Origin of the sequence: Geobacillus uzenensis, from assembly GCF_002217665.1 — a bacterium.
Lineage (GTDB): Bacteria > Bacillota > Bacilli > Bacillales > Anoxybacillaceae > Geobacillus > Geobacillus subterraneus.
The window spans coordinates 270,203-281,994 of sequence record NZ_NEWL01000002.1; the positions used below are offsets into that span (position 1 = coordinate 270,203).

An 11,792-nucleotide genomic window follows, 5' to 3' on the forward strand; every position below is an offset into this window, starting at 1 on the left:
AATGGAAGAAAGATAGTTCCTTTGGCGCGGGAGGGGAGGCGCATGCGGCGACGAGGCTGGCTGTTATGGGGGATGTTGTTCTGGTTGATGGCAAGTATATGGCCGATCACGGCAGATGTCGTTTATGCCGATCGGAAAGAGGGAGCGATCACTTCCGTTTCCGAGGAGAAAATTGCCGGCTGGGCGACCGCTCCGGGAGTCGGCGACGGAAAGGGCAACAGCATCGACTTTTTTAAGATTCGCATCCAGCTGAAAGGACAAAGCGGCACGGCCGTCAGCTACCGGACGGAAGCGGTGGAAGTACAGCCGGACCGAAACGGTGAGAAAAAGTATACATTTTCGCTCGATATGCGCGGCAAGTGGCCATCGGCCCCAGGAGCGACGGCCGCTTATGAAATCGTTGTCGATGCCTACCGGGTGTTAGGAAACGGGCAAGAAGAGGTGTATTTTTCCTTTCCGGAGACGCCTTATGAGTATACGAGGCAAACGGAGGCGAGCACGGCGAAATTGGATTTTTCCCTCTCATTTTCACAGCCGGAATACGCCAAGCCGCCAGATGGCGATGCCCAAGGGCGGCTCGATGTGACGCTCATCCCGCAAGGTGTGGTTCCGGCGCCTGTTCGCCCGCCGATCGATGTCGTGTTTGTGATGGACGTGTCAGGCTCCATGACGATGATGAAGCTGCAAAGCGCCAAATCCGCTTTGCAGGCAGCGGTGAATGATTTCAAAGCCAATTATCACCCAAATGATCGGTTTGCTCTGATTCCATTTTCTGATGACGTGAGGGCAACGAGTGTTGTTCCGTTCGGATCAAAATCAAATGTCGTCAGTCAATTAGACGCCATACTTGATGCAGGAAACCGTTTGACGGCCAACGGCGGGACGAACTATTCGGCCGCTTTGTCTCTGGCCAGATCGTATTTTACGGACCCGACAAGGAAAAAGTATATCATTTTTCTGACTGACGGCATGCCGACCGTGTTGGATACGACCGATTCAATTACGTATCGCGAGGTCAAACCGGATTGGTTTGGGGGATATGAGTATACGGGAAAAAAAATTACGGATTCTCTTCCTGTCACTTACGAATTGTACGGCGATGGGCGGACGGCTGGTATTCGTTTTACCGACAACAAAGGAAATTACCGTCAATTTTATAACGATGGAAGAGATTATGTGAATGGAATCAAGGTGTCTTCGAATAACGGCTACCCATTTACTTACAGTAGTCTGGAAACGAGAATTCGAACGAATGCCATAGCGGTGGCCAAAGCACTTGGAATGGGCAATATCACCCTTTATTCTATTGGCTTCGGCGACAGCGATGATGTTGACATGGACTATTTGAGCGCGTTGTCCACGATGGCCGGAGGGGAAGCGCGGCAAGGAACGCCGCAAAATTTGAACGTCCTGTTTCAGAGGTTTTCTCAGCTCGCGACAACGCCGGCGCTCACGGGGACGATCCGCATTCCGCTTTCGTCGTTTGGCGGCAATGTCGTTGTTGCCGAGAACGGCCAAGTATGGCTAGATGAGACGAAACAAAATGCGTATATTTCATTTTCCATTCCCTATCAGATTGGTCAAGGCGCCCCTTCGCCTACCACGATTCCTATTCCAGTTTCGTTTAAGGCGAAAGGGACGTATACATTCAACGCTGAATTGAGATATCGCGATGTGTACGGCCAGCCGCAGCCGTCCTTGACGAAAACAGTGACCGTCACCGTAAAAGATGAAGCGCCGCCGACCTTTACGGGAACGGTGCGATTGCAAGGATTGACCAACAATGTTATCAATCTCATTAAACAGGGGGCTGTCGATGGCGACGACAACCGCTTCCGTGCCACCTATTCCTTGTCGCTGGTCGGTTACGTGGGCAGTACGACTGGAATGATCAGCAATGTGAAGATCGTCCAACAGTTGCCTGATGGCATCTCCGTCGTTCCAGACGGCAAAGTGACGACGTATACGGAAAATGGCAAACGCTATGCACAATGGTCGTTTGCCAACCAGACGTTTGACTATAGCCAGCTGAACAAGCTGACGCTGACCGCGCAATGGGTGATGCAAGCCGATTACGCCATGGGCGGCACCCAATTGCCGCCGGCGGTCGTAACGTTCACCGACAGCCGCTACGGCGAACGGACTTCGACGCTCACGCCGCCGTCGGAACGAATCGGGATGACGGTTCGTTTAGATGACTTTCCGAATTTCTATTACCGAGGAGACGAAAAAGGAGAGATCTTGAAGTGGCGACGGCAGGCGGTCGACGAAATCGTTGGAGAAGCGAAGCCACCCAGCGACGGACTGCTGCAGCTGCCGGTCAAAGCGCTGCAATACGACCCGAACGATGACGGCGTGCTGCTTGTCACGTACAGCGATGATCGGACAGTGCGCATCTATTTGAAACCGCATTTGTCCATTGAAACCGCAAACGGTCCGGAGGAAAACGGCGCCATGGTGAACGAGGCGCCAACGGTGAAGGTAATCGGGCTTGTCGCTGGCGAAGGGGTGAAGTACGAGTACCAAGTCGTACGAAATGGCGTGGTTTCAGACTGGCAGCCGCTCGCTTCGCCGTATATGATTTCCATTTCCGATGACGGTGAGTATACTGTCGCGGTGCGTTCGGCTGGGGGGCTGACGCGCGGTGACGGAACGACGAAGGTAGCGTTCCGTTATAAGAAATTAATCCGCCACTTAGTGCTTGGCGATTATAAAGAGACGATGAACGTCGGTGAGGAGCAACGCATCCCAGTGGCGATAGAGCCCGCCGATGCGACGAACAGAACGCTTGCGTGGACATCAAGCGACCCGAATATCGCATCGGTAGACCAAAACGGCACGGTGACAGCGCTAAAGCCTGGAACGGTGACGATCACCGTCCGTGCGACTGACGGCAGCAACGTGCAAGCGTCGGCGACGATTACGGTCATCGTGCCGCTCGAACGGATGGCGTTCCGCACCCCGGTGCTGTACATGGAAGTCGGCGAACGGCTTGAAGTCATGCCGCAGCTTCGCTTCGTTCCGAACCATGCGACCGATCAAACGCTTCGCTCCGTTGAATCGTCCGCACCGGAGTATGTCGCGGTTGTCCGTGAAAACGGCGCATGGGTTTTGGTCGCCAACGATGTCGGTTATGCGACGGTGACAGCGACCGCCAATGCGAAAACGAGCGATCAGCAGCCGATTCGGGCGAACGTGACGGTGATTGTTCGCGAACCGGAAGATCACGGTGGTAACGACGGGCGAAACCGCTGGTAATCGACATCAACACCCCCAAGTTTGTCGGCAAGATCAAATGATATCGACAATTGAGTGAAGGTTTTTCCCGTAAAAAAAGGGCGGCCAGATCGACCTAGGCCGCTCTTTTCTTTATTCTACTTTCAACCGGTCTACAACGAGGGACAACCGTTTGACAAACGGAAGACCTTCCCCGCGGTCGATCAGCACTTGCGGGTCGTGACGGATGACAAGACGCGACTGGTCGACGTCGTCATCCGGCGCTGGAATGAACGACAATCCGTTTTCTGCCCGGCCGCGATAAGCGTTGACGACAAGGCCGGAGATGTCGGCGTCCGGCGCGCGTTTGGACGCATCGCCGCGAGCGAACAAGCCGCCTTGAATATGAATGTACGAGCCAACCGCATAGACTGTGGCGTTGCTGCTTGTGTAAAAATAGCCTTTTAAGTTCGGCTGCCGGGGGAACGAATTATGAAACTCGTTAATGCGCGCCAGCTCAAGCGGACCGTCGGTCAAAAGGACAAGTTCTTTTTCGCCCCAGCCGCTAATGTCGGCATCATAAATGAGCGTGCGCCCGGTGACATATACAGAAGCGTCAAACGCGACATTTCCTTGAATCGTTAAATCGCCGAGCACGATCAAATTGCCGCGCACTTTTGTCGGCGTCTGTACGGTATTGCCTAAAAACAAATCGCCGTTGACGATGAGCCAGTGTTTCTTTAGATCAATTTCCCCGCGATCGACAAAAAACGACGAAACTTCCGGATGATAAAGCAGGACAGACTGATGCCAAGAGCGGCGAAGCAGCAACTCAATATCCTCCACCACCGTTAGGCGGTCTTCGAGCATCGAAAGCAAGTCTGGAATGCCCTTATCAATCCATTGTTCGTATTCATCGCTGAACGTTTCAATTCCCGCCGCATTAAGCAGCTTATCTTTCACCGTCCAATTAAAATCAACGTCAATAAAATCGTCTGTTTCTTTTTGGACGGTCGCTCCCTCTAAACCATGGGAAAAGTGAATGGGCTGTCGCAGAAACGTTCCTGTCCCTCTTTGATAGCAGTCAGCTCCGCCCGTGCAAGAGAACGCCTCTCCTTGAACAAGCCAGGCGCTGTCGGTCGAAAGGGTTGGAAAAGAAGTCGGTTCGGTCCGGCGCTGTGAATGGTCGATATAGTTGGCGGCGTTCGTGACATAGGCATCGTTGCCCGCATACACATGCCCGTCGATATATGCGCCGCCGTTGACAGCCAAGTCTTCGGCCGAGCCGAGAGCGTATTTTAAAAAGCTTGGCGTGTTGGCAATAATGACGCGCCGCGTGACCGTTTTGTTTCCATGCGGCGCGGAAATATATAAGACGCGGGTAAACAGCTTTTGCCGGTCGATCTCCTCTTCTTCAGTCGCGTCGCGGATGGTGACGCCGTAGCGCTGTTCAAACGCAGGCAGCCAACGGCTTAGATCATCGTCAAGGCGCGCCGGTGTAGAAAGGACAAAATCCGGCTTGGCGATGGCCGCTTTTAAGGCGGCGACCGTTTCGTCGATGGCGTTGGCTGCTTCCTGAAACGATTCGATCTCTTCCACACGCACGTGAGTCAGTCGCGCCTGTTGAGCAGCAACCGTTAAAATCGTTAAGCCGAGCAAAAAGAAGATGGTGATGACAAGCATCATTGTCACTAAACTGTAGCCGGCCTCGTTCAAGCACAGGCGGTTCATTGCGATTCCCCCCTTAAAAGCCGAACTCCGTTTTTAATGTAAACGGCTGCACATACAGCCAGCTATCCGAGTCGGCGTGGTTGCGGTCTTGCACGGCGAGTTTCATCGTGACGACACCGCTGCGGCAAAGATGCGCTCCCCCCTTTTTTTCTTCGCGCAGGCAGCGGAGCGAAAGTGTGGAATCGGCGGCCAGCGACAGGCGTGATGAGGAAATGGCTTCCCCATTGATGGCCAGCGCTCCGTTTTCAATCGAAATCGTCAATGCAGCACCGTCTTTTTCATGTTCGGCCACAAATCCAGACGAGGCGTCAATCCATTGTTGTCGGTCTTCAATGAAGGTCAACTTCCGCTCATTGCTTGCGCTTAGATCAACGCCGTCAGGAGCAAGTTCGTACAGCTTGTTCATCATCATAGCGACGGCATAGTCCGCCTCACTGCGCAGTTCGTTCTCGATGCCGATCCGCTGATAGGCGCGAATGCCGGTCAGAAAGACGGTATAAATGGCGCCGATGATGAGCAAGGAAATGGAGACGGCAGCGAGCAGCTCGACAAGCGTCATCCCGGCTTGGGCTTTAGCGGATCGTTTCATCGGTGATCACTCCTTCCACCCATTCCGCCTCTTCTGACCGATCGCCCCAGCGGACGATCACGTACATTTTCAACGCATACTGTCCAAGGCCGGGATCAGACTGCCGCACTTTTTCCGCCTCTTCGCTGATCCGTTCGCGCAGTGAACGCGGGAACTCCTCAGGAGGGGATGAAGTGAGCCGTTCCCAGTGCATCTGTTCATACGGAATGAGAAAAACAGCGATCCGCCCGTTGTCGTAAATGACGTTGTTGATCGTTGGGGCGAATTGGGCGCGGCATGCGTCCGGCTCCGGGAAAATGGCCGCATGTTCACAATCGGCATCCGTCAGTTTTACAAATGGCGTTTGTTCGTTGGCCGATTGGCGGACATGTTGTTCGAGCACAGGGAAGTCCAATTTTTCCATATAAGCAGCGACACCGCGGGCGATATTGATGGCGACCGTGCGCCCTTGGTTGTAGGATGTATACGTCATCGCGTTCGTGAAAAAGTAGAACAAGCCGATCGCCACGCCTGATAACAAAGTCAGGGCAAGCAATGTTTCGATGAGGGTGAACCCGTCTTTATGACTAAATGACAAAAAATTGTCCCCTTCCATTTGTCATAACCTTCTTTCAAAATATGTAACTTTATTATACAATATTTTCGAGTCAAATCATGTAGAATTTTAGGATTAGAGGACGATGGGTGGAAGGTCTATCGGCCCTTTGGAAACGTTACGCCGGGAAGGAACGGATGGGCATGTGGAAAGAGGCGGTTATTGATTTTGCGGCATTCATACTGGCTCTTTTGGCGATTTGGTTGTTGCCGCTTGGGTTTAGCCGGGCTGGGGGCGCGATAGTCGTCGCAGCCGCGTTTCTCATCGCCGCGTTGGCCCGACTGGCCGAATCGGCCGTGCCGCTTTGGCAGATCGTGTTGTTGCTTGGGATCTTGTTGGCCGCGGTTTCTTATTTGTTCGACCGCCGGCTCGGCACCATCCTTTATCGGTCGGCAACAAGGAAGGAAGAACGGGACGGGCCGAATGATGAACGGATCGAAAAAACAGTGCACTTGACAAAGCCGGTAGACGATAATGGCAAAGAAGCTGATCAGCGCGGGGCAAATGACCTAGATGATAGGCCCCGGCAAACGGCATTCGTTCAGGAACACGGATATGCCGTTTCTCGAGCGGCTTCGTCGAACGTGTCGATGCGCCTTCATGATGGTTTGAAAGTGGACGAGCCCGCTTCAGACGAGCTCGAGCCAGCGCTGAAAGATTCGGCGTCAGCGCTGAGCGAACCGGCAGCCACTGTCGATGAGCCGGGGATGTCTTCCGATGAATCAGCGTTAAGGTTAGATGACTCAAGTCCAGCTTTCGATGAACGAGGGGCAACCCGCGAACAGGATAAGGACGTCGAACGCGAAAACGAGCATGTGGAACGTTCTGCTGAGCTGTTGTCAGAATCAGCAACCTATGCGGAACAGCGTGCCCCTTTTTCGTTGCAGCCCATTGCCTTGGGAGAAGATCGCGGAGTGGCTGAGCATGGAGGAGGACGCTCTGCGCTTGCGCCTGTCTTGCTTCCGATGCAGGCGGACGATGAGGAACCGCTTCCCGATTCCGCTTTCGAATCAATCATTGCAGCCGATGAGCCGGCACGCCCTCCGCACGATTGGCTCGATGAGCTGCCGGTTGCTATGACGCCGGATATCGAAGCGGCGGCGCTGCAAGCAGGAACGTCCGCTGGCTCCCTCGCTGATGATGGCGGTAGCGGTCAAGGGTTGTTGCAGGCAATCGATCGAAGTGACGCCGCTTTCTTGTTGGCTGTTTCTGAAGCGGCTAACGACTCTGGCGATGAAAGCGAGCCCGTTTCCGAGCAGGAAACGCCGTCCGGGTCGTCTTTTAGAGAGGTGTCGCCGGACATCACCCACGTTTTGCTGCCGGAAGTGAGCGGCGCTGCTGAACAAACAGTCGATGCGGACGGGGGACACGCGCTGTTTGCGCAACAAGGGGAGCAACAACCAAAGTCAAACGGGCAGGCCGGATGCTGCGAGTTCGAGGAAGATGGACAAACGGCAGGCCGATGGCACGAAGACCGGGAGCGGACAGCCGGAGAACAGCAGGAAGGAGATAGGCTGCAGGAACGGAAAACGGTGCGCACAGAAGTCGTGCAGGCGGTGGCCTCTGAATTGCGTCTGAACCGCCGCCGTTTCGATGTTGCCGACTATGAGCGCTGCCTTCTTCAATGCTTGGCAGCGCCGCTTTCCGACCGCGATTATTACGTATTGGCTCGTTTGTTAATGGAACATTATGTAATAGAACAACAGTACGATCAGTTAGCTCTATGGATTGATGAACTTATCGATCGTTTTCGCGCCTACCCGGCCATAGCCGAGGAACTGGCGCTTTGGCGGCAGTCAGCCGCGACATTAGCAAACAGTTGGGGTGAAAATGATGAAAGCTAGCGCACAAATCATTGGATTGCCGATCATCAGCATCGCGGACGGTGCGCAAATCGGCACGGTGAAAAGTTTGGTGATCAATCCGGAGAAAGGGTCAATCGATTTTTTAACGATTGAACAAGACGATGTACAGCTGAGCTTAAAAGCGATTCCGTTTAAAAAAGTGGTCGGCATTGGCGAGTTTGCCGTGACGGTCGAAACAGGGCATGATGTGATCGATCTTTCGGAAATTCCGATCGCCAATCAGCTCGTCAATAAGCAAATCCGCATTAAAAACACGAAAGCCATCACACGCAAAGGCCAGCTGCTCGGCGAAGCCAGCGAGTTTTTTATTGACGAAGAAACAGGGGAGATTATCGGCATCGCTTTACACTTAGAAAACAGAGAAGCGGTGCTGCCGGCGACGGAAGTATTGACGTACGGCAAAGATATTTTGGTCGTTCATGACGAAGCTAAACAATCGCTTCTTGACGACCCTGTGCAGCTGTTGAAGGCGGAAAGCGGTCAACCGGTTGCGGAAATGGACGAAGACGGTCTTTCGGCCCAAATGGATGCGATGGCTGAAAACGCCGAGAACGTCGAGGCGCTGCACACGTTGCGAGAAAAACAAGTCGCGCTGTTAGCCGGAAAACGGCTGACAAAAGACGTTTATGATGCGGATGGACGCTTGTTATTGGCGGCGGGCACAACGCTTCGTGAAGAGGATGTGCGCAAGGCGCAAGAGGCCGGTCCGGGTGTCATCGTTGATGTCTCGATGAACGTGGAAGCATGACGGGGGAGGGTCGGCAGTGAAAAAAGCGGCCCCGTGGAAACTGCTTGCTGTGATGGCCGTTTGCACGATCTATTTTATCGCCTTTTCGCATCTTGGTGTCTTTGCCTATGATGCGTTCGCCCCGGATGACGGCCGCTTGGGTGAAGGGACAGCGGCCGGCCCGGTGTCCCTGGCTGGTATGACAGCGCCTGAAGCCCGTGAGGCGGTAGCTAGCCGGGTGAACGAATGGAAGGCGACCGCATCCATTCCGTTGCGATATCAAGAAAAACAAGTGGATCTGTCGGCGGATGTCTTTACGTTCCGTCTCGAAGAAAGTATGAAGCAGCTCGTTGACGGAAAGCGCACCCCGCTTTTTGTCATCGCGGATTTGGAAAAGTGTTTCAAAGCGTTGGAAGCTGTCGTTCCGTCATCGGCGCTTGAAGCGCTTGATGTCAAGCGGCTCGGAGAGGATTTAGCGAAGTGGGCGTCCCGGCTGCAGTCGCCGTCTTCCCCCATTGACTTAGCAAGCTACATATCATTTCCGGACGGACGCGAGCCGGTGGTGAGCGAAGCAGCCGTGCCGCTGCCTGATGCGGCGGTCGCCCGCTGGCTGTCGGAAGAGCGGCGCGTAACGATCGAAGCGGGGCAACTGTTTTCGCTTGGGGATTGGCTCAAAAAGGAAAAGGCGGATTTCAGTGATGGAGCGGCCGATTTGATCGCTTCGGCAGTTTATCAGGCAGTGCTAAAAACGAATTTTGCTATTGCCGAGCGCTACACGAGCCGCACGCTGCCCGACGGAGTAACACTGGGTTTTGAAGCGGCCATCAGCAACGGCCGCGATTTGGAATGGTACAACCCGAACACAACTGATTACACGCTTTGGCTTCGGTATGACGGGCAAAACGTACACGCCGCGATCTCCGGCTTGCCGTTTGTCTATCAATATATCATTCGCACCGGTGAAGCGGTAGACATCGAGCCGCGCACAGTCGTTCAATACGACGCGCGCTTGGCGCCGGGTGCAAAGCAAACGAAACAAGCCGGCCGCTCGGGTCTGCTAATTGAAGTGACGCGCGAGGTGCGCGACGGGGCGCGGCTTGTGCGCAAAGAAACGGTCAGTGAAGATTTTTACCCGCCGGCGTACACGATTGAAGTGCGCGGTCTCGAGATTCCGGAAAGCAGCGTTGAGCCAAGCGGTGATGGGGAAGGCGAACCAACGGAAAGCGGAGACAGTGAATCGGCGGAATCACCGAACCCGCCGGCGGCAGAACGTAGCGAAGACGATGCGAAGAGCGGAACGGTGCCAAAAGAAGGCGATGAAGCGGGCGATAAGGAATCCGCACCTGCTGCCGGCGGCAAAGGGGAGACGGAAGCGAGCGGGGGGGAAGAAAAATGAGCAAAAAGCAAGAACGGAAACGGCTTGGCGATTTGCTTGTCGAAGCGGGATTGATTACGGAAGAGCAGCTCGCCGAAGCGCTGCGTGAGAAGGCGCCCGGACAAAAGCTTGGCGATGCCTTGTTGCAGCGCGGCTACATTACCGAGCAGCAGCTGATTGAAGTGCTCGAGTTTCAGCTTGGCATTCCCCATGTCAGCTTATACCGCTATCCGGTCGATCCGAAAGCCACAAGCCTTGTTTCGAAAGAATTCGCCCGCCGCCATATGGTGATGCCGCTCAAAGTCGAAGGCGAGCGGCTGCTCGTCGCTATGGCTGATCCGATGGACTTTTTCGTCATTGATGATCTGCGCCTTTCAACCGGGTTTCAAATCGAGACGGCGATCGCCTCGAAAGATGATATTTTGCGGGCGATTAATAAATATTACGACATCGATGAGGGGTTGGATGATTTTTTGCAGGCACCGACGCCGGAGACGCGCGAAGACGAGCGGGCCGATGAAGAGGATTCCCCGATTGTCCGGTTGGTGAATCAAATTTTGCAGCTTGCCGTCGAGCAGCGGGCGAGCGATATTCATATCGACCCGCAGGAGACGAAGGTGCTCATCCGCTACCGGATCGACGGTCTTCTCCGCACCGAGCGGGCGCTGCCGAAACATATGCAAAGCATGTTGACGGCGAGAATTAAAATTTTAGCCAATATGGATATCACGGAACATCGCGTTCCGCAAGACGGCCGGATGAAAATGGATATCGATTTTCACCCCGTCGATTTGCGCGTTTCCACATTGCCGACGGTGTACGGGGAGAAAATCGTTATGCGTGTCCTCGATCTAGGGGCGGCCTTGAACGACATTCATAAACTCGGCTTTAACTCGGTGAACCTCGATCGTTTCATCCGCTTAATTGAACGGCCAAACGGCATCGTGCTGATCACCGGGCCGACCGGTTCGGGAAAATCGTCGACGTTATATGCCGCTTTAAACCATTTAAACCGTGAAGAAGTGAACATCATTACGATTGAAGATCCGGTCGAATACCAAATTGAAGGAGTCAACCAAATTCAAGTGAACCCAAACGTCGGTTTGACGTTCGCTCAAGGGCTTCGCTCGATCTTGCGTCAAGACCCGAACATCATTATGGTCGGGGAAATTCGCGACCGCGAGACGGCTGAAGTGGCGATTCGCGCCTCGCTCACCGGCCATTTAGTGTTAAGCACGCTTCATACGAACGATGCGTTAAGCACGATCACCCGGTTGATCGATATGGGAATTGAGCCGTTTTTAGTCGCGACCTCGCTCGCCGGCGTCGTTTCCCAGCGGCTCGTGCGCCGCGTCTGCCGCGACTGTCAAGAAGCGTATGAACCGACGAAGCGGGAGAAAGAAATTTTCGCCCGCCGCGGAATCGAGGTGCGAACGCTCGTCCGCGGCCGCGGCTGTCCGATGTGCAACATGACCGGCTACCGCGGCCGGCTGGCGATTCATGAGCTGCTCGTCGTTACCGATGAGATGCGGCGCGTCATTTTAAATAATGAACCGTTTTCGAAATTGCGCGAGCTCGCCCTTCAAAGCAAAATGATTTTTTTGCTTGATGACGGGCTGCTGAAAGTGAAGCAAGGGATAACAACGCTTGAAGAAGTGCTGAAAGTGGCGATTTTGCATTGACGGGTGAGACCG

8 protein-coding genes are annotated in these 11,792 nt (G+C 54.2%); 5 read left to right on the top strand and 3 right to left on the bottom strand.

Annotation, left to right across the window (positions count from 1 at the left end; translation table 11 throughout):
* The first annotated feature begins 42 nt into the window (after positions 1-42).
* Positions 43-3,258, top strand: coding sequence for a vWA domain-containing protein (locus tag B9L21_RS02810; protein ID WP_063165115.1), 3,216 nt, complete (start codon positions 43-45; stop codon positions 3,256-3,258).
* 111 nt (positions 3,259-3,369) lie between these two features.
* Here the strand turns inward: B9L21_RS02810 and B9L21_RS02815 are convergent, their stop codons facing one another.
* The 3 genes from B9L21_RS02815 to B9L21_RS02825 are packed head-to-tail and all read right to left on the bottom strand — an operon-like array spanning position 3,370 to position 6,131.
* Positions 3,370-4,947, bottom strand: coding sequence for a hypothetical protein (locus B9L21_RS02815; protein WP_063165116.1), 1,578 nt, complete (start codon positions 4,945-4,947; stop codon positions 3,370-3,372).
* A gap of 13 nt (positions 4,948-4,960) precedes the next feature.
* Complete coding sequence (locus B9L21_RS02820) at positions 4,961-5,536, bottom strand: PilW family protein (protein WP_063165117.1); 576 nt, start codon at positions 5,534-5,536, stop codon at positions 4,961-4,963.
* Positions 5,520-6,131 carry a prepilin-type N-terminal cleavage/methylation domain-containing protein gene (locus B9L21_RS02825; protein WP_063165118.1) on the bottom strand — a complete coding sequence of 204 codons (612 nt, stop codon included), beginning with the start codon at positions 6,129-6,131 and terminating at the stop codon, positions 5,520-5,522. Before B9L21_RS02825 ends, B9L21_RS02820 begins: the two co-directional genes overlap by 17 nt.
* 89 nt (positions 6,132-6,220) lie before the next feature.
* Between B9L21_RS02825 and B9L21_RS02830 the strand changes: the two genes are divergently transcribed.
* The 4 genes from B9L21_RS02830 to B9L21_RS02845 are packed head-to-tail and all read left to right on the top strand — an operon-like array spanning position 6,221 to position 11,780.
* A complete protein-coding gene (locus tag B9L21_RS02830; RefSeq protein WP_174539023.1) occupies positions 6,221-7,975 on the top strand; it encodes a hypothetical protein in 1,755 nt (584 codons plus the stop codon).
* Complete coding sequence (locus B9L21_RS02835) at positions 7,965-8,744, top strand: PRC-barrel domain-containing protein (protein WP_063165119.1); 780 nt, start codon at positions 7,965-7,967, stop codon at positions 8,742-8,744. The genes B9L21_RS02830 and B9L21_RS02835 overlap by 11 nt, the downstream gene beginning before the upstream one ends.
* Positions 8,745-8,760: 16 nt before the next feature.
* On the top strand, positions 8,761-10,119 hold the full coding sequence (locus B9L21_RS02840; RefSeq protein ID WP_063165120.1) for a G5 domain-containing protein: 1,359 nt from the start codon (positions 8,761-8,763) through the stop codon (positions 10,117-10,119).
* Positions 10,116-11,780, top strand: a complete 1,665-nt coding sequence (locus B9L21_RS02845) for a GspE/PulE family protein (protein WP_063165121.1) — start codon at positions 10,116-10,118, stop codon at positions 11,778-11,780. Before B9L21_RS02840 ends, B9L21_RS02845 begins: the two co-directional genes overlap by 4 nt.
* The last annotated feature ends 12 nt before the right edge of the window (positions 11,781-11,792 follow it).

Excerpts from the sequence above, each read along its gene's own strand:
- B9L21_RS02810 (WP_063165115.1), top strand. The coding sequence starts at position 43 with ATGCGGCGACGAGGCTGGCTGTTATGGGGGATGTTGTTCTGGTTGATG.
- B9L21_RS02815 (WP_063165116.1), bottom strand. The coding sequence starts at position 4,947 with ATGAACCGCCTGTGCTTGAACGAGGCCGGCTACAGTTTAGTGACAATG.
- B9L21_RS02820 (WP_063165117.1), bottom strand. The coding sequence starts at position 5,536 with ATGAAACGATCCGCTAAAGCCCAAGCCGGGATGACGCTTGTCGAGCTG.
- B9L21_RS02825 (WP_063165118.1), bottom strand. The coding sequence starts at position 6,131 with ATGGAAGGGGACAATTTTTTGTCATTTAGTCATAAAGACGGGTTCACC.
- B9L21_RS02835 (WP_063165119.1), top strand. The coding sequence starts at position 7,965 with ATGAAAGCTAGCGCACAAATCATTGGATTGCCGATCATCAGCATCGCG.
- B9L21_RS02845 (WP_063165121.1), top strand. The coding sequence starts at position 10,116 with ATGAGCAAAAAGCAAGAACGGAAACGGCTTGGCGATTTGCTTGTCGAA.